Origin of the sequence: Streptomyces sp. NPDC001068, assembly GCF_042897315.1 — a bacterium.
In the GTDB taxonomy this organism is placed as follows: domain Bacteria; phylum Actinomycetota; class Actinomycetes; order Streptomycetales; family Streptomycetaceae; genus Streptomyces.
In genome coordinates this window covers 314106-331666 of the sequence record NZ_JBIAYD010000014.1, presented here as the reverse complement: position 1 = coordinate 331666, position 17561 = coordinate 314106, and the positions used below count along the sequence as shown (strand labels likewise).

At 72.5% G+C, this 17561-nt stretch carries 16 protein-coding genes; 13 read left to right on the top strand and 3 right to left on the bottom strand.

The features are described 5' to 3' along the window. The first annotated feature begins 301 nt into the window (after positions 1-301). From ACFY3I_RS35830 to ACFY3I_RS35820, 3 genes are all read left to right on the top strand, one after another. Positions 302-2359: a restriction endonuclease gene (locus ACFY3I_RS35830; protein WP_390865152.1), complete on the top strand. Its 2058-nt coding sequence runs from the start codon at positions 302-304 to the stop codon at positions 2357-2359. Positions 2360-2719: 360 nt separating this feature from the next. Next, entirely contained in the window at positions 2720-2980 is a 261-nt protein-coding gene (locus tag ACFY3I_RS35825; RefSeq protein ID WP_390865151.1) for a hypothetical protein, read from the top strand. After that, positions 2977-3141 carry a hypothetical protein gene (locus ACFY3I_RS35820; protein ID WP_390865150.1) on the top strand — a complete coding sequence of 55 codons (165 nt, stop codon included), beginning with the start codon at positions 2977-2979 and terminating at the stop codon, positions 3139-3141. Before ACFY3I_RS35825 ends, ACFY3I_RS35820 begins: the two co-directional genes overlap by 4 nt. 52 nt (positions 3142-3193) lie before the next feature. Here ACFY3I_RS35820 and ACFY3I_RS35815 read toward each other — a convergent pair whose 3' ends face one another. Beyond that, positions 3194-4399 carry a cytochrome P450 gene (locus ACFY3I_RS35815; protein WP_365288877.1) on the bottom strand — a complete coding sequence of 402 codons (1206 nt, stop codon included), beginning with the start codon at positions 4397-4399 and terminating at the stop codon, positions 3194-3196. Positions 4400-5041: 642 nt separating this feature from the next. On the opposite strand from ACFY3I_RS35815, the gene ACFY3I_RS35810 reads away from it, so the two are divergent. Together ACFY3I_RS35810 and ACFY3I_RS35805 are read left to right on the top strand one after the other, a co-directional pair. Continuing rightward, positions 5042-5800: an SDR family oxidoreductase gene (locus tag ACFY3I_RS35810; RefSeq protein ID WP_390865149.1), complete on the top strand. Its 759-nt coding sequence runs from the start codon at positions 5042-5044 to the stop codon at positions 5798-5800. A 75-nt stretch (positions 5801-5875) separates the two neighbouring features. Then, the gene (locus ACFY3I_RS35805; RefSeq protein WP_365288875.1) at positions 5876-6493 is read left to right on the top strand and encodes a VOC family protein; all 618 of its coding nucleotides are present in this window, start codon (positions 5876-5878) and stop codon (positions 6491-6493) included. Positions 6494-6620: 127 nt separating this feature from the next. On the opposite strand, the gene ACFY3I_RS35800 is transcribed toward ACFY3I_RS35805, so the two are convergent. After that, positions 6621-7229 carry a DJ-1/PfpI family protein gene (locus ACFY3I_RS35800; protein ID WP_390865148.1) on the bottom strand — a complete coding sequence of 203 codons (609 nt, stop codon included), beginning with the start codon at positions 7227-7229 and terminating at the stop codon, positions 6621-6623. Between the two features lie 180 nt (positions 7230-7409). Here ACFY3I_RS35800 and ACFY3I_RS35795 point away from each other — a divergent pair, with 180 nt between their 5' ends. Both ACFY3I_RS35795 and ACFY3I_RS35790 read left to right on the top strand, forming a co-directional pair. Further along, positions 7410-7697: a DUF6400 family protein gene (locus ACFY3I_RS35795; protein ID WP_390865147.1), complete on the top strand. Its 288-nt coding sequence runs from the start codon at positions 7410-7412 to the stop codon at positions 7695-7697. Between the two features lie 83 nt (positions 7698-7780). Beyond that, positions 7781-8245, top strand: coding sequence for a hypothetical protein (locus tag ACFY3I_RS35790; RefSeq protein WP_390865146.1), 465 nt, complete (start codon positions 7781-7783; stop codon positions 8243-8245). A gap of 52 nt (positions 8246-8297) precedes the next feature. Here ACFY3I_RS35790 and ACFY3I_RS35785 read toward each other — a convergent pair whose 3' ends face one another. Continuing rightward, positions 8298-8651 carry a DUF805 domain-containing protein gene (locus ACFY3I_RS35785; protein ID WP_390865145.1) on the bottom strand — a complete coding sequence of 118 codons (354 nt, stop codon included), beginning with the start codon at positions 8649-8651 and terminating at the stop codon, positions 8298-8300. Positions 8652-8829: 178 nt separating this feature from the next. Here ACFY3I_RS35785 and ACFY3I_RS35780 point away from each other — a divergent pair, with 178 nt between their 5' ends. The 6 genes from ACFY3I_RS35780 (at position 8830) to obgE (ending at position 17458) form a co-directional block, all read left to right on the top strand. Continuing rightward, positions 8830-9675 (top strand): hypothetical protein, encoded by an 846-nt coding sequence (locus ACFY3I_RS35780; protein WP_390865143.1) that lies wholly within the window; start codon positions 8830-8832, stop codon positions 9673-9675. Between the two features lie 108 nt (positions 9676-9783). Beyond that, entirely contained in the window at positions 9784-10548 is a 765-nt protein-coding gene (locus ACFY3I_RS35775; protein WP_365288869.1) for a TIGR03936 family radical SAM-associated protein, read from the top strand. Between the two features lie 277 nt (positions 10549-10825). Further along, positions 10826-14980, top strand: a complete 4155-nt coding sequence (locus tag ACFY3I_RS35770) for an Rne/Rng family ribonuclease (protein ID WP_390865141.1) — start codon at positions 10826-10828, stop codon at positions 14978-14980. A 317-nt stretch (positions 14981-15297) separates the two neighbouring features. Then, entirely contained in the window at positions 15298-15618 is a 321-nt protein-coding gene (gene rplU / locus ACFY3I_RS35765; RefSeq protein WP_030217740.1) for a 50S ribosomal protein L21, read from the top strand. A gap of 14 nt (positions 15619-15632) precedes the next feature. Continuing rightward, complete coding sequence (gene rpmA, locus ACFY3I_RS35760; RefSeq protein ID WP_365288867.1) at positions 15633-15887, top strand: 50S ribosomal protein L27; 255 nt, start codon at positions 15633-15635, stop codon at positions 15885-15887. Between the two features lie 128 nt (positions 15888-16015). Then, positions 16016-17458 carry a GTPase ObgE gene (obgE, locus tag ACFY3I_RS35755; protein ID WP_390865139.1) on the top strand — a complete coding sequence of 481 codons (1443 nt, stop codon included), beginning with the start codon at positions 16016-16018 and terminating at the stop codon, positions 17456-17458. Positions 17459-17561 lie beyond the last annotated feature (103 nt).

Sequence of the window (17561 nt, the reverse complement as noted above, 5' to 3'; positions counted from 1 at the left end):
TCGTCGCCGCCGAACTGAACAGCCGGCCACGCAAAACGCTCGACTGGGAAACCCCAGCCGAGCGTCTCGCTAGGCTCCTGGCCACAGCCAGTTGATCACCGTGTTGCAACGACCCCTGGAATTCGCCTTCGGAAGGGGCGCAGTCGCGCCGTGACCTGCTGGAACATCCGGTGCAGGTTGCCTTTGGCAAGTTGATGTCCGTATCAGCGATTGCTGGTTAAAGTCATTTGGTTACTACTGGTTGTGGGGGCAACCAGAGCTCGGTCGGCTCTGCCGACATCCTGGGGAGGGCCTGTAGCGCATGAGTCGTCGCTCTGCTGGTTTTGTCGGTGCCTGGGCGGAAATGCAGCGTCAGCACCAGCGACAAGTGGAAGCCGAAGCCAGACGGCTCCGGGAAGAGGCACGGCAGGCGCGGGCTTATCAGCGACGTGCCACGCAGGAGTACCGGCAGTACCGCCAGGCAGAGGCGAGGCGCCGCACGGAGGAACTGGACGCGCAGGTCGCCACCTTGCAGGGGCTGCTGACCGCGGGCTGCCAGGCGCAGGCCTTCAGAGCCTCGTCCCTGATGCGTGCGGAAGAGATCCCGCCGTTCGACCCGGGACAGCTCGCCTGGCCGGTGCGGATGCCGGATCCAAGCCAGTACCAGGCACAGGGAGGTTGGACCGCAAACCGGCGTGCACAGGCTCAGGCGGAGGCGCAGGCCCGTTTCGAACGCGACTGGCACGCCGCGCATGCTGCCGAAGCACAACGGCAGCAGCAGTTGGCGGCCCTCCAGAGAGACCACGAGCAGCGGATTGGGGCCCAGCGGGCCGAGGTGCACCGGCACAATGTCGGCATCGTCGAGGTGACCGGGGGTGTCAGGCGGGGAGACCCTGACTCTGTGGTCGAGTACTTCTCAGCGGCGCTCTACTCTTCGACTGCCTGGCCCGAAGGATTTCCTCGGCAGGTCGCGGCCGCCTTCGACTCAGCGGCGCGACAGCTTGTGCTGGACTGGGAGCTGCCCGGATACGACGTGGTCCCCGAGGCGAAATCCGTGAGGTACGTCCCCGCTCAGGATGAGGACAAGGAAAGTACACGTCCGGTCACCCAGCGCCGTGGACTGTACCGAGAGGCGCTCGCGCAGAGCCTGCTGTTGGTCCTGCATCAGCTTTTTGCGGCGGACGAGTACGGCATCCTCGATTCGGTGGCCCTGAACGGCTTCGTCGACGCTCACGATCCAGCCACGGGCCGACGCACGCACATCTTCCTTGCGACCGTCATGGCCCAGCGGGCGGCCTTCACTGGCCTGCATCTGGAACAGGTGGACGCGGTCAGCTGTCTGACCGAGGCGTTGCGGGGCCAGCTCGCGTCCCGTCCTGATCAACTCACCTTCGTACGCCCGGGACGGAAGCCGCAGGACGTCGGGAACCATGTCGTCACCCACGGCGGTGATGAGGAGCCGGATCTGTATGACATGGATCCGATCGAGTTCGAGTCGCTCGTTGCCGACCTGTTCCGTGCCATGGGCATGCAGGCTGTGACGACTCAGCGCTCGAATGACGGCGGGGTGGATGTGGACGCGCTGGACCCGACGCCCATCCGAGGCGGCAAGATCGTCGTACAGGTGAAGCGCTACCGCAGCACAGTGCCGCCTACCGCGGTGCGTGACCTGTACGGAACGGTCCAGGACGTCGGCGCCAACAAGGGCGTGCTGGTGACCACGGCGGGCTTCGGCCCCGGCTCACACACGTTCGCCCGTGACAAGCCTTTGGAGCTCATCGCGGGTGGTGAACTCGTCGACCTCCTGCACAGGCACGGGCTTCGTGGGCGCCTGGGGGAGGGGGGACGAGCGACGGCGGCGCAGCCATCGCCGTCCACCCCTGCAACAGCGCCCGAAGATCACAACGTGTTGGGCATGACGTGGTCCGGCAGTGTCGCACTGGACGTGTGCGCTCTCGTCTGCCATGGCGACCGAGTCCTGAGCGAAGATCACTTCGTCTTCTTCAACAATCCGCGGACTCCGGACGGTTCGGTACGCGCAGTGCCGGCTGTGGCACCGGACAAGGCGGCGCTTCGTGTTTCCTTTGACGGACTGCCGGAAGTGGCTGATCGGTTCGTGCTCGTGGCGGCCGTTGATCCGGAGATGAACCCGGAAGCCGACCTGTCCGGATTCACCGATGCATGCATCCGGTTGCTGGATCCGGCAATGACTGAACTCGGTCGGCTTGAGGTCTCCGACGGCCGCTCCGGCGAGACCGCATTGGTGCTCGGTTCCTTCCGGCGCAGGCCCAATGGCAACTGGGACTTCGTGCTCGGCGGGAAGGGGTACTCAGGGGGGCTGGAGCAGCTCGTCCAGGAGTATGGCATCGAAGTGGAGTGACGAAACCGGGCTCCTGCACAGTGCTGGCTTGCCCGGCCATGGACACCCAGATCCAGGTGGGGCCGACGGGCAGGAAGCTGCTGCCGCTGACGGTCGACAACGCGGGCCCGGCCCCGGCCGCGAGCGGCCACACGCACTGACGCTGCCTGGGCGACCGAAGGCGGTCGCGGGGGAGGCGGCGACGTCAGGGCGTGCGTCCCGTGCCGACGGGCGCCGCCCGCAACGACGGTGACGGTGTGTCCGGTACGGGCGGGATCCGGTGCGGTTCGGCCGGGACGGCGAGGTGCTCCCGGACCGTTGCCATCATGCGTGTGACCTGTGATGATCCGGGGGAGATCGGTGATCACGGGGGGTCCGGGCATGAAACGACGACGTGCCGCGCTGCCGGCCGCGCTGGGTGTCGCCGCCGCCCTCGCCACGGGGTGCGGCGGTTCGAGTGACGGCTCGAGCGGCAAGGGACTGCCGGTGCGGCTGCTCAACGACTCGACCTGGAACGCCCATGTGCTGGGCTGCCCGTCCTGCGGATCGCGCGGTGTCGTGGTCCAGGGAGACGTCCAGCCGACACGGGGCGGGACGGCGGCACCTACGTCGGGTGGACCGAGGGACGCGCGTGGCCCGTGAGGTACGAGGTGGTCGTCCACGGGGTCGAGTCGGTCTGCCCGTTCATCGACCCCGAGCCCGGCAGGGCCAAGGGCGGGCTGGGCACCCGGGACATCGTCTACGTGGTGAACAGGGCCGGGAAGTGCGTTGCGGGTCCGGCCAGTTGGGACGACACACGCTGACGCGGGCGGAGCGCCGGACCGGCAGGGATACCCGGTCCGGCGCGACGGCTTCCTACCACATGACCGGCAGCTCCAGCGGGAACCGCCTGATCGTCTGCGCGTCCCAGCGGACCTCCTCCGGGGGCACCGCGAGACGCAGACCGGGGAACCGCTCCACGAGACGGCCGATGGCCACTTCGAGCTCCACCATGGCCAGCGGCATCGCGATGCACCGGTGGCCGCCCCAGCCGAAGGTCATGTGCGGGGCGGTGGGGCGGTCGGGGTCGATGTCATGGGGAGCCTCGTAGCGCTCCGGGTCCCGGTTCGCCGTCAGGTACGACACGTGCACGAAGTCGCCCGCCTTGATCCGCGCGCCGGCCAGCTCCACGTCCTCGAGCGCCACGCGCGGGATTCCGACCCCCTTGCGGAACGGGATGAGGCGGAGCAGTTCGTGCAGGACGTCGGGCAGGGACTCGGGCCGGCGCGTGAGGCCGTGCATCAGCTCGGGGTGGGTGAGCAGCAGGTAGACGATGTCGCTGATCTGGCAGGTCGCGGTGTCCTGGCCGCTGAGCGCCAGCGTCAGCGCCATGACGGCCAGTTCCTTGTCGTCGAGGTGGTCCTCGTCCTCGCGCGCCGCGGCCATCGCGCTGATGATGTCGGGCCCGGGCGAGGTCCGCCGCTGGTCGACGAGCTTGAGGAAGTAGGCCGTCAGATCGGCCTTGGCGGTCGCGGCGGCCTCCCTGTTGCCCGAGCCGACGACGAGCAGCTGGTGCACGGACTCGGAGATCCGGGGCCATTCCTCCTGCTCGACGCCGAGCAGGTCCAGGATGGCGTGCTGGGGCAGCGGGTCGGAGAGGTGCCGGACCAGGTCCGCCGGGGGACCCTCCTTCTCCATGCCGTCCAGGCAGCGGTCGGTGAGCCAGGTGATCCGTTTCCGCATGGGCTCGACCTGCTGCTGGGTGAACGCCTGCGAGGCCAGGTGACGGACGCGGCTGCTCTGCGGCGGGTCCATCACGTTGATCGATTCCGGCGAGACGATGGGCTCCGGCGTCATCCGGGGGTAGTCGTGGCCGATGATGCCCGCCCGGCTGAACCGCGCGTCGGTGGTCACCTGCTTGACGGCGTCGAAGCCGGTGACCAGCCAGGCGTCCGCGTCACCGTAGGGGAGCCGGATGCGCACGGGGGAACGGTGTCCCATCAGCTCCGTGAGCTCGGGATCGAAGTCGAGCGCTTCGCTGAAGTGGAACGAACAGGTGGATGTCTCGTTGTCTGCGGCCATCAGCCGGCTCCTCCAGGAATGGGTACCGCGAGAACGGGCGGGACCTATGGGGTGCGGGTCCGGGCCGGCGCACCGGTGGCCGAGGGCGCCGGGGCGGCCGCCGCCCGCCCGCCACGCCGGGACGCGGTGGGTCGGGAGCGGGTGTCTTGCGGCATCTCGTCGGTCATGTGATCGGCCTCCTGGCAGGATGCAAACACGAGAGACCGCGTCGACCGTTGACCGGCACAGTTGCACCCGGCCAGGTGGGCTAACGCCGGGGCTGTTGTGCATCGGTCGCCGTAGTCCGGGCGGGTCCGGACGGGGCAACGGGCGGTCGCCACCGGTCGACCTCCACGGCCGGGAAGGGCCTGTCCTCCGGTGCCGCCTTGCGGGCCCGCGGGGCGTGTCCGGCGGGTGCGCCCACCGGGACGTGCGACGGCGTCCCGGATGCCGTTCGGCCGACGGAGTGACAGACTGGGGTTTGCGAACGGCGGGCCCGTGACGGAGTGTCACGCGGGGCCCGCGACGCGAAGGACGGGCCGGCGGCCGCCGGCCGTGACTCCCGACCGGCGACCCGGGCGGCGCCAAGGCGCCGTGTTCCGGCTCCGCGCGCCGGGTCCCGGCGGCGGGCGACCCGGTCGCCGACCGGCTGAGGCGGTGGTCATGAGCGGTGACGGCGCCAGGCCGGGCGGCGCGCCCGGCGAACTGGGCGGGCAGACCGTCGTGGTCATGGGCGGCAGCGCGGGCATCGGTCTGGAGACCGCGCGGCGGGTACGGGCGGCCGGCGGCGAACTGGTACTGGTGGCACGCGACCCGGAGCGCCTGCGGCGGGCCGCGGACGAACTGCGCCCGCTGAGCACGGCCGCGTTCGACGCCTTCGACACCGAACGGACCGAGCGGTTCCTCGACGAGCTGCCCGGACGGATCGACCACGTGCTGGTGACGGCGGGCAGCCCGGCCTACACCCCCCTCGACGACCTCGATCTGACCGACGCCGGACGGGACTTCGGCGGGCGGCTGGCGATGGTGCTCGCGGTGGCACGGGCGAGCCGGGGGAAGGTCAGGCCGGGCGGGGCGCTGCTGTTCATCGGCGGCACCGGCGGCCGGCGGCCCGCGCCCGGGATGGCGGTGACCGGCGCGCTCACCGCGGCGCTGCCCGCGCTCGTCGCCAACCTGGCACTGGAGGTGGCTCCGGTCCGGGTCTGCCTCATCGCGGCCGGGTTCGTGGACACCCCGCTGTCGGCCTCCCTGCTGGGCGACCGACTCGACGCACGGCGCGAGGAGTTGCGAAGGACGTTGCCCATCGGGCGGGTGGTCGGTCCGGCCGACGTGGCCGCCCTCGCGGTGCACCTCATGGTGAACGACGCCCTCACCGGCGCCACCTACGACATCGACGGCGGACAGCAGCTCCTCGCGCACTGAGCCCCCGCCGGGCGGTGCGTGCTGCCGCGGGTCCGGCCGTCGCCGGTGTTCCCTCCGAGACGGGAAGTGCAAGCCATGGACATGAAACTCGAGGTCGTCGTGGTCCCGGTGTCCGACGTGGACCGGGCCAAGGACTTCTACACGGGACTCGGCTGGCGGCTCGACGCGGACGTCGCCACCGACGGGGAGTTCCGGGTGGTGCAGCTGACCCCGCCCGGTTCCCCGGCGTCGGTCATCTTCGGCGAGTCGGTCACCGAGCAGGCGCCGGGCTCGGCCCGCGGCCTGCACCTGATCGTCGACGACATCGACTCCGCCCACGACGAGCTGGCCCGGCACGGTGCCCGCCCCAGCGAGGTCTTCCACGACGCCGGCGGCGTCTTCCACCACGCCGACGGCGACGCCCGGCTGCCCGGTCCCGACCCGCAGCACGGCAGCTACGGGTCCTTCCTGTCGTTCAGCGACCCGGACGGCAACGGCTGGCTGCTCCAGGAGGTCACCGACCGGCTGCCGGGGCGGCTGGACCCCGCGGTCACCACGTTCTCCTCCGCCGGGGACCTGGCGAGTGCGCTGCGGCGGGCCGAGGCCGCGCACGGGGAGCACGAGGCCCGCGTCGGCGCGGCGGACCCGGACTGGCCCGACTGGTACGCGCGGTTCATGGTGAGCGAACAGGCCGGCACGGAACCGCCGACGTGAGCGGCGCCCGCCCGAAGACCTCGAGGACCCCGAAGACCTCAAGGACACCGAGGACCCCGAGGACGCAGCGGACCCCGGAGGCACAGGTACAGCCGGCGCCGGTGGCGCCGGCCGGGTCCCGGTGGCGTCAGCGCAGCGCGGTCTCGGTCGCGCGGACGGCGCGCAGGGCGCGGTCGACGGTCTCCCGGTTCTCGCCGACCGGGGCCACGTAGTCGAGGACCGCGCGGGCCGCCTCCTCGCCGAGGGTCCGGGTGATCACCCAGGTGGCGAGGTACTGGGAGGCCAGGCAGCCGCCGGCCGTGGCGATGTTCCCCTCGGCGTGGAACGGCGTGTCCAGGACGGTGACCCCGGCCGCCTCCACGAAGGGCCGGCTCTTGCGGTCCGTGCACACCGGCATGGTCTCCACCAGGCCGAGCCGGGCGAGCACCAGCGCGCCCGAACACTGCGATCCGATCAGCTGCCGGGACGGGTCGAGCCGCAGCCGGGAGACGAGCCCGTCGTCGGCGACCACCTCGCGCGCCTTGACCCCGCTGCCGACCAGCACCACGTCGGCCTCGGTCGCGAACTCCACCGGCCGCTGCCCGGTCACCTCGACCCCGTTCATCGACGTGACCACCGGAGTCGGTGTCGTGATGAAGGCCTCCAGGCCGTCCTTGCGGCACCGGTTGATCAGCGCGGCCGCGATGAAGCTGTCGAGTTCGTTGAAACCGTCGAAGGTAAGTACGGCGACCTGCATGGCGTCTCCTCGAAAGGCATCGGGGTTCGGATCCTCCCAGGAGGTCCTGGCCCGGTCGAGGGCCGATCGGCGCCCGGTGGCCCTTCCCGGTGCCACCGCGCGCGGGGGCACCGGCGACCTGCTGTGAGGTGTCCCACGGACCCTTGTCGCGGGCGGGACCGGCTGCCTAAATTCGGTCATATGTCCAGTTCTGATGCCGCGCCCCCCGTCGAACCCGTCGACCCCGCCGAACCCGTCGGGTTCACGGTCGATCTCACCGGGCATGAGATGACCCGGCGCGCCCATGTCATGGCGGCGCTCGGCGACGACTGGGACCCCGTCGAGGCGCTGCGCGGCGAGGAGGAGGCGTACGACCTGCTCTACTCCGGGCTGGACGAGGAACAGCAGCGCCTGTACGACTCGCTCGTCGCGGCCGGGGTGCTGCCCCGCCGCCCCGCCGTGCCGCCGCGGCGCGCGGCGAAACCGTGACACGACCGCCATGGAAGGCGGACCCGCCCGGCCGCACAATCGGGAGGACCGAAGGCGGCCGTGACACGGGGGAGTTGCCGGGCATGGAACTGGAACTGGGCTACGACCTGCTGGGCAGCAGACTCCGCTCCATCGGGGACGTCCCGCTCGCCTACGGCCGGTGGGGCGGCAGGCCCGAGGCGCTCGGACCCCACCCGCTGCGGTACGACAGACTCGGCAGCCGGCTGCGGTCGATCGGCGACACCGAGATCGGCTACGGCCGCCTCGGCAGCGTCCCGAGGACGTTCGGCGCGTGGGACGTCGACTGCGCCGCCTGGTCCGGGATTCCGCGCCGTGTCGGGCCCTATCCGGTGGAGCATCCCGGGTTCGGCGGCCGGGCGAAGGCGGTCGGGCCGCTCGTCCTGTCGTACGACGCCCTCGGCAGCCGTCCCCGCCGCGTCACCCTCCCCGAGGAACTGCCCGCGCTCCCCGACGACCTGCTGCGGGTCCTCTTCCTGGTCCTGCACCTGCAGGCCGAACGCCGCAAGAGGTCGTCCGCGGCCTCGTAGACGGGTGAAGGCCCGCCGGACGCGTCCGGCGGGCCTTCATGATGACGGCGGGTCAGGCGGTGGCCGCGTACTTCGGGTTGTCGCCGTACTCGTTGGCCTCCGGCTTGCCCTCGGAGCAGAACCACACCAGCAGGATGATCCCGCCGACCAGCGGGATGATGCCGATCAGGATCGCCCAGCCCGACCGGCCGGTGTCGTGCAGGCGGCGGACGGCGACGGCGAGGCTGGGCACCAGCACGGCCACGTAGTAGATCGCCACCAGGGCGGGGAAGCCGATGAGCCGCCCGACGATCGCCAGCACGATGGCGGCGATCACGTTGAACAGGGTGTACATCCAGTACTCCTGCCGGCGCGCACGGCCGCTGAACACCGCGTACTTCTTCAGTACGTCCACGTACCAGTTCATTTTCGTCCCCCAAGGACCAAGAAAGGCGCCAGATTTGGCTGGCGCCCAGCCAATCAAGCCGCCGTGGCCGGAACCATCCATTTTGGCGTGCGCGGGTCAACCGTTACCGTGTCGCCGCCGTTCGGTGATCAAGGGCGCGGATCGCATCCGCGCGGCACGCGATAGCGTCTATATGACCATGGACATGCAGAAACAGCCGCAACGGGCACCGCAGACACAGCCGCAGCAGCCCGAAGGGTGCCTCGTCGTCGCGATCAGGATCCCGGTGCGCGTCTTCGTGTTCCTGGTGGTCCTGCCGCTCCGGCTGCTGTGGGAAGGCCTCGCCGCCGTCGCGCGGTTCCTGTGGCGCCACCTCGTCGTCCACGTCGCGCGACTGCTGTGGCGGTACGTCCTCGCCCCCGCCGGCCGCGCCGTCGCCTGGCTCCTCCACGTCCTCCTCGTCGTCCCGCTGACCTGGCTGTACCGCCACCTGCTCACCCCCCTCGGCCACGCCCTCGTGTGGTTCCACGCGCGCGTGCTCACTCCCGCCGGCCGCGCGCTGCTCCGGCTCCTCGCACCCGTCGCCCGCGCCGTCGCCTGGGTGTTCGAGCAGCTCGCCACCGCCCTCTACTGGACCGTCCGGGTACTCCTCGTGCTGCCCGCCGCCGCCCTGTGGCGCTGGATCCTCGCCCCGGCCGGCCGGGTCCTCGCCGTCATCGGCAGGGAGATCCTGGACGCCCTCGGCCACGCCTGGCGGGTCGCCGGACACGTCGCCCGGGCCGTCGGGCGGGTGCTCGGCACCCTCTTCCGGTGGATCCTGCTGGAACCCGCCCGCCTGCTCTACCGGACCGTCCTCACCCCGGTCGGACACGTCGTGCGCGACCTGGTGCTGCGCCCCGCCGCCCAGGCCGCACGGGCCGTCGGGCGCGCGGTCCGGCAGGCCCGGGCCGACCTGCGCCGCGCCCTGTTCGGCGAGCCGGCCCGGCCCCCCGCCGCCGGCGGGCGGGAACCCGCCGGCCGCGACACACGTACTCTTGACGAGTAGCACCGAACGGCAGCACGGCCCGCACGGCACGGCTGCTCTCACCAGAACCACGAAGGACTGACGACACTGGGCAAGCGACAGCCCGAAGGCCCGCCGCCCGCACCGGCGGTGCAGCGCATCCGACTGCGCTACACCAAGCGCGGCCGCCTCCGGTTCACCAGCCACCGTGACTTCCAGCGCGCCTTCGAGCGTGCGCTGCGCCGCGCCGAGGTGCCCATGGCGTACTCGGCGGGGTTCACACCGCACCCGAAGGTGTCGTACGCCAATGCCGCACCCACCGGCACCGGCAGCGAGGCCGAGTACCTGGAGATCGCGCTCACCGCGGTCCGCGACCCGGAGCGACTGCGTGTCCTCCTCGACGAGTCCCTGCCCCCCGGGCTGGACATCGTCGACGCGGTCGAGGCCCGCACGTCCGGACTGGCCGACCGGCTCACCGCCTCCGTGTGGGAGCTGCGGCTGGCCGGACTGGACCCGGAACAGGCCGCACAGGCCGTCACCGCGTTCAACGCGGCCGACGTCGTCGAGGTCCAGCGCATGACCAAGAACGGCGTCCGGACCTTCGACGCCCGCCCCGCCGTCGTACAACTTGAAACGCACAATGAAACGGCTGATAGGCCGAGCGACCAGCCCTGTGCGATACTGCGGCTGGTTGTTCGGCACGTGACGCCTGCCGTACGACCCGACGACGTCCTGTCCGGTCTCCGCGCCGTGGCCGACCTGGCGCCGCCGGTCCCCGCAGCGGTGACCAGGCTGGCGCAGGGGCTGCTCGATGAAGAGACCGGCACGGTGACCGACCCGCTCGCACCCGACCGCGAGGCAGTGGCGGCCCTTTCGAAGGCCGAACCCGCTGCCACCGCGACGGCGCCGGCGTAAGGAAGGTCCCGCGAAGGACGGACGTCGTACGCGCCGCCCTCGTACTCGGGAGCCACCTGGGTCGGGCAGCGCACCGACCAGAAGACTTTCGCCAGGCCGTGCGCGACAAGGCGTACGGAACCGGCGAGACAGGACACAGAGAGCTCCTGTGCGGCGCCCGCGCCCCACACGGCGGCACCGCGCATCGCGCGAGCCGCGGACGTCACCGGCGGTCGCTCGAACCGAACGACGCCGGATCAGGCGCGGCGCCCGGGAGCCTGACGGGAGAACCGCCCGCATGCTCGAACCGACCGAGTCCACCGAGGGCTCCGAACCGAACACCCCCAGCGACACCCTGCCCCCGCGCAGGCGTCGCCGTGCCGCGTCCCGCCCCGCGGGACCGCCCGCCGCGGCGGAGGCCGCGGCCGAGATCACCACGCCCGCCGTGGCGGCCGCCGACCTCGCGGACGCCGAGTTGGCGGACGCCGACGAGGAGACGGCCGAGACTCCGGCGGTGGCCGCCGAGGAGACCGCTCCCGCCGCGCCCGCCCGTCGCCGGGCCACCCGCCGGGCGTCCGCGCCCGCCGGTGCCCCGACCGGAGCCGCGGCCGTGGAGACGGCCGAGACCGTGCTGCCCGCCGCCGCGTCCGCCACCGAGGCGGCGCCCACTGCCGAGGGCGCCGAGGCCGCCGTGCAGAGCGACGAGGACGCCGCGCCGCGCCGTACCCGCCGCCGCGCCACCCGTCGCGTCACCACGCCCGCCGAGACGGCCGGACAGGAGACGCCCGCCCGGACCTCCGCGTTCTCCGAGACCCCTGAGACCTCCGAGGCCGCCCCGGTCACCGAGGTCGAGGCCGAGGTCGAGGCCGAGGCCGCCGAGCCGGCCGAGGAGACCGTGCCCGCTCCGCGCACCCGTCGCCGGGCCACCCGCCGGGCGACCGCGCCCGCCGGTGCCCCCGAGACGGCGGGCGAGACCGCCGCGGAGACCGCGGCCCCGGCCGCCGTCGCGGACACCACCGAGGCCCCCGAGGCCGTCGAGGAGCCCGCGTCCGCCACCGGCGAGACCCCTGGCGGCACCGCCGAGACCGAGCCCACCACGCCGGCGCCCCGCAGCCGGCGTCGCGCCACCCGCCGGGTGGCGGCCCCCGCCGGCGCGCCCGAGACCGCCGAGGCCCCCGCCGCGGCGCAGCCGCAGGCCGCCGAGGCCCCGGCCGTCACCACCACCACCGAGACCCCCGCCGCCGAGGAGCCGGAGCCCGAGACCCCGCGCCGCCGGCGCCGGGTGGTCCGGCAGGCCGCCATCGGGTTCTCCGAGCCCGCGGCGGCGGCCACGCCCGCCGAGGACGAGTCGCAGCGTCGCCCCGCCCGGCCCGCCGTGGCCGTGTTCCAGGCCCCCGTGTTCACCGAGCCCAAGTTCCAGACCCCGGAGCGGGCCGCCGCCGAGGCGGCCGCCTCCGCCGCCGTGGCGGAGGAGCCCGAGGAACTCGCCCCCCACCGTCCGGAGCCCGCCGAGCAGGCCGAGCCCGAGCAGGCCGAGGCCGGATCGCGCCGCCGGCGCCGGCGCCGGGGTGCCCCCGAGGAGACCCCGGCCGCCCGGCCCGCCGCCGAGGACGAGACCGAGGAGCCGGAGGAGCCCGAGGAGGCGGAGGACGCCGCCGACGGCGAGGACGAGGCCGAGGAGTCCGGCTCCCGCCGCCGTCGCCGCCGCGGTGGCCGTCGCCGCCGCCGCGGTGACGCCGCCGACGGTGAGGGCGGCGACGGCGACGGCGACGAACTCGCCGCCGAACAGGCCGACGAGGACGCCACCGACACCGCCGACCAGGAGGAAGAGGACGACGACGACGCCCACGACGAGGCGTCCGGTTCCTCCTCCAGCAGTCGTCGCCGCCGCCGTCGCCGTCGCCGCGCAGGCGACGCCTCCACCGACGCCGAGCCCGACGAGAACGACCCCGAGCGCACGGTCGTCAAGGTCCGCGAGCCCCGCAAGCCGTCCGAGCCGTCCGACGAGGTGCAGTCCATCAAGGGCTCCACGCGTCTGGAGGCCAAGAAGCAGCGCCGCCGCGAAGGCCGCGAGCAGGGCCGCCGACGCGTCCCGATCATCACCGAGGCCGAGTTCCTGGCCCGCCGCGAGGCCGTCGAGCGCGTGATGGTCGTCCGCCAGCACGGCGACCGCACCCAGATCGGCGTCCTGGAGGACGGCGTGCTCGTCGAGCACTACGTCAACAAGGAGCAGGCCACCTCGTACGTCGGCAACGTCTACCTGGGCAAGGTCCAGAACGTGCTGCCCTCGATGGAGGCCGCCTTCATCGACATCGGCAAGGGCCGCAACGCCGTCCTGTACGCCGGCGAGGTCAACTTCGAGGCGCTGGGCATGGCCAACGGCCCGCGCCGCATCGAGGCCGCCCTCAAGTCCGGCCAGTCGGTCCTCGTCCAGGTCACCAAGGACCCCATCGGCCACAAGGGCGCCCGCCTGACCAGCCAGGTCTCCCTCCCGGGCCGCTACCTCGTGTACGTGCCCGAGGGCTCGATGACCGGCATCAGCCGCAAGCTGCCCGACACCGAGCGGGCCCGGCTGAAGACCATCCTCAAGAGGATCGTCCCCGAGGACGCGGGCGTCATCGTGCGCACCGCCGCCGAGGGCGCCAGCGAGGACGAGCTGCGCCGTGACGTCGAACGCCTCCAGGCGCAGTGGGAGGAGATCCAGAAGAAGTCGAAGAACGGCAACGCCCCGGCGCTGCTGTACGGCGAGCCCGACATGACCGTCCGGGTCGTCCGCGACATCTTCAACGAGGACTTCTCCAAGGTCGTCGTCAGCGGCGAGGACGCCTGGCAGACCGTCCACGGCTACGTCGCGCACGTCGCCCCCGACCTCGCCGGCCGGCTGTCGAAGTGGACCTCCGAGGTCGACGTCTTCGCCACCTACCGGATCGACGAGCAGCTCGCCAAGGCCCTGGACCGCAAGGTCTGGCTGCCCAGCGGCGGTTCCCTTGTCATCGACCGGACCGAGGCGATGGTCGTCGTCGACGTCAACACCGGCAAGTTCACCGGCCAGGGCGGCAACCTGGAGGAGACGGTCACCAGGAACAACCTGGAGGCGGCCGAGGAGATCGTCCGCCAGCTGCGGCTGCGCGACCTCGGCGGCATCATCGTCATCGACTTCATCGACATGGTCCTGGAGTCCAACCGGGACCTGGTGCTGCGCCGCCTGCTCGAATGCCTCGGGCGGGACCGCACGAAGCACCAGGTGGCCGAGGTGACCTCGCTGGGACTCGTCCAGATGACCCGCAAGCGCGTCGGACAGGGCCTGCTGGAGTCCTTCTCCGAGACCTGCGTGCACTGCAACGGCCGCGGGGTCATCGTCCACATGGAGCAGCCGAGCTCCGCCGGCGGTGGCGGCAAGCGCAAGAAGCGCGGCCGTGGCGGCGACGGGCACGAGCACGACCACGACCTGCACGAGACCCAGGCGAGCGCGGCCGACGGGGCCGTCGAGCACGCCGAGGCCGTCCAGGCGGTCGAGACGGCGGCGGAGGTCGCGGCCGAGGCAGCCGCCCCCGTCGCGCTGCCCGCGCCCGAGTTCGCACCGGACGAGGAGCTCTACAGCAGCGTCGCCGAGGCAGAGGCCGCGGCCGGCCGCGGCCGTAGCCGCCGCCGGGCGAGCCGCCGGGCCTCCGCCCCGGCCGGGGCGCCCAGGGAGCGCGCCGGCCGCAACCGGGGCGCGGAGAGCGAGGCGCCGGCCGCCGAGGCCGCGCGTGAGGTGCTGCCGGAACCGGCCGCCGAGGCGCACGCCGAGCCGGTCGCCGTCGAGGACCCGATCGTGCGGGCTCCCGAGGCGCCGCTGACCCCGGCCGCCGAGGAGGCCGCGCCCACCGGCCGTACCCGTCGCCGGGCCACCCGGAAGGTGTCGGCGCCCGCCGGTTCCCCGGCCGGTGCCGAGTCGGCCGCGGTGACCGTCGTCGCCGAGTCCGCCCCGGCGGCCGAGACGGTGGCGGAGCCCGCGGTGGAGTCGGCCGTGGAGACGGTCGCGGAGCCCGAGTCGGCCGCGCCCGCCGAGAGCGCCGCACCGGCCCGTCCGCGCCGCCGCGCGGTGCGCAAGGCCACCGCGCCGACCGCGTCCGAGGAGACGGCCGTCGTGGTCGTGCCGTCGGCGGAGGCCGCCGAGCAGCCGGGGACCCCGGTCGCCGCGGAGGCCGCCGGTGCCGAGGCCGACGCCGAGGCCGACGGTGAGGTCGTCGAGGAGGCCGTCGCGGCCAAGAAGACGGCCCGCAAGACGGCTGCCAAGAAGACGGCGGCGAAGAAGACGGCGGCGAAGAAGGCGACCGCCAAGACGACGGCGGCGAAGAAGACGACCGCCAAGACGACGGCCAAGAAGGCGGCCAAGACCGCCAAGACGGCCGCCGCCAAGTCGGCGGCGAAGAAGACCACCACGGTCTCCACCGCCTCCGACGAGAGCTGACACGACGGTGACGGGACCGGTCCGCGCGACCGGTCCCGCATCCCACGGGACCGGTCCTGGTGACCGGTCCCGTTCCGTTCGGGGGCGTGCGCGGGGGCGGGTTCCGAGTGACGGGGCCCACACCTCACGGGGCCCGGTTTGACCCCCTCGGCCACCGCCCCGTAACCTTGACCGTCGGCGTGTCCATGGATATGAGGACGTGCCACATCCCCGTAAACCTCTTCCTCCGGAGCACACGGTGTTCCGGAGAGGCCGCCCGCGTGCCGGACGGCTGGACTGCGGGGGTGCCGTTCCCCGAGCGAGAGAGTGAGATCCGCGTGTACGCCATCGTGCGCAGCGGTGGCCGCCAGCACAAGGTTGCTGTCGGTGACATCGTTGAGGTTGACAAGATTTCCACCGCCAAGGTTGGCGACACGGTCGAGCTCTCGACCCTGCTCGTTGTCGACGGCGAGGCCGTGACCAGCGACCCGTGGGTCCTGGCCGGCATCAAGGTCCAGGCCGAGGTCGTGGACCACCACAAGGGCCAGAAGATCGACATTCTGCGCTACAAGAACAAGACCGGTTACCGTCGTCGTCAGGGCCACCGCCAGCAGTACACGGCGATCAAGGTCACTGAGATCCCCGCGGCTGCGAAGTAAGGGACTGAGGAGAGATGGCACACAAGAAGGGCGCATCGTCCACCCGTAACGGTCGTGACTCCAACGCTCAGCGCCTCGGCGTGAAGCGCTTCGGCGGTCAGGTCGTCAACGCGGGCGAGATCCTGGTCCGTCAGCGCGGCACCCACTTCCACCCCGGCGCGGGCGTCGGCCGTGGCGGCGACGACACGCTGTTCGCGCTGCAGCACGGTGCGGTGGAGTTCGGTACCCACCGTGGCCGCAAGGTCGTGAACATCGTTCCGGTCGCCTGAGTCTGCCGACGGCAGGACTCTGACCGAACATTTCGCGAGGCGGACCTCACTTCCCGTACGGGAAGGCGGGTCCGCCTTTCGCGTGTTGACATAGGTATCACCCCGTAAGTATCTGGAGGCACTGCACCATGACCACCTTCGTGGACCGCGTCGAGCTGCACATCGCCGCGGGTAACGGAGGCCACGGCTGCGCCTCCGTTCACCGGGAGAAGTTCAAGCCGCTCGGCGGCCCCGACGGCGGCAACGGCGGCCGCGGCGGCGACGTCATCCTGACCGTCGACCAGTCCGTGACGACCCTCCTCGACTACCACCACTCCCCGCACCGCAAGGCCACCAACGGCAAGCCCGGCGAGGGCGGCAACCGGGCGGGCAAGGAGGGCCAGGACCTGATCCTGCCGGTGCCCGACGGGACCGTGGTGCTGGACAAGGCGGGCAACGTCCTCGCCGACCTCGTCGGCCACGGCACCTCCTACGTCGCCGCCCAGGGCGGCCGCGGCGGCCTCGGCAACGCGGCGCTCGCCAGCGCCCGCCGCAAGGCCCCCGGCTTCGCGCTGCTCGGCGAGCCCGGGGACTTCGGGGACGTCGTCCTGGAGCTCAAGACCGTCGCCGACGTGGCCCTGGTCGGCTTCCCGAGCGCCGGCAAGTCCTCGCTGATCTCCGTGCTGTCGGCCGCCAAGCCGAAGATCGCCGACTACCCGTTCACCACCCTGGTCCCCAACCTCGGTGTGGTGACGGCCGGCTCGACCGTCTACACCATCGCCGACGTGCCCGGGCTCATCCCCGGCGCCAGCCAGGGCCGGGGCCTCGGCCTCGAGTTCCTGCGCCACGTCGAACGGTGCAGCGTCCTCGTCCACGTCCTGGACACCGCCACCCTGGAGTCCGAGCGCGACCCGCTCTCCGACCTCGACGTCATCGAGGAGGAGCTGCGGCAGTACGGCGGTCTCGACAACCGGCCCCGGATCGTCGTCCTCAACAAGACCGACGTCCCCGACGGCAAGGACCTCGCCGAGATGGTCCGCCCCGACCTGGAGGCCCGCGGCTACCGCGTCTTCGAGGTGTCGGCGGTCGCCCATCTCGGTCTGCGCGAGCTGACCTTCGCCCTCGGCGACCTGATCGCCCAGGCCCGCGCGGCCAAGCCCAAGGAGGAGGCGACCCGGATCGTCATCCGGCCCAAGGCCGTCGACGACGCCGGCTTCACCGTCACCCGGGAGGAGGACGGCCTCTTCCGGGTGCGCGGCGAGAAGCCCGAACGCTGGGTCCGGCAGACCGACTTCAACAACGACGAAGCGGTCGGCTACCTCGCCGACCGCCTCAACCGCCTCGGTGTGGAGCAGGAACTGATGAAGGCGGGCGCCCGCGGCGGCGACGGCGTCGCCATCGGCCCCGAGGACAACGCCGTCGTCTTCGACTGGGAGCCGTCCGTGACGGCCGGCGCCGAGATGCTCGGCCGCCGCGGCGAGGACCACCGCTTCGAGGAACAGCGCCCCGCCGCCCAGCGCCGCCGCGACCGCCAGGCGGAGCGCGACGAGTCGCTGCGCGAGTACGACGACTTCGACCCGTTCGAGGAGTGACGCGGGGGCGGGGGAGCGCGGGAACGTGAGCGGGCGGGCCGACCGGCCCGCCCGCCGGCCGTAGGTGGGGGTTGTCCAGGCCCCTGTCCTTCGCCCCGGCCAT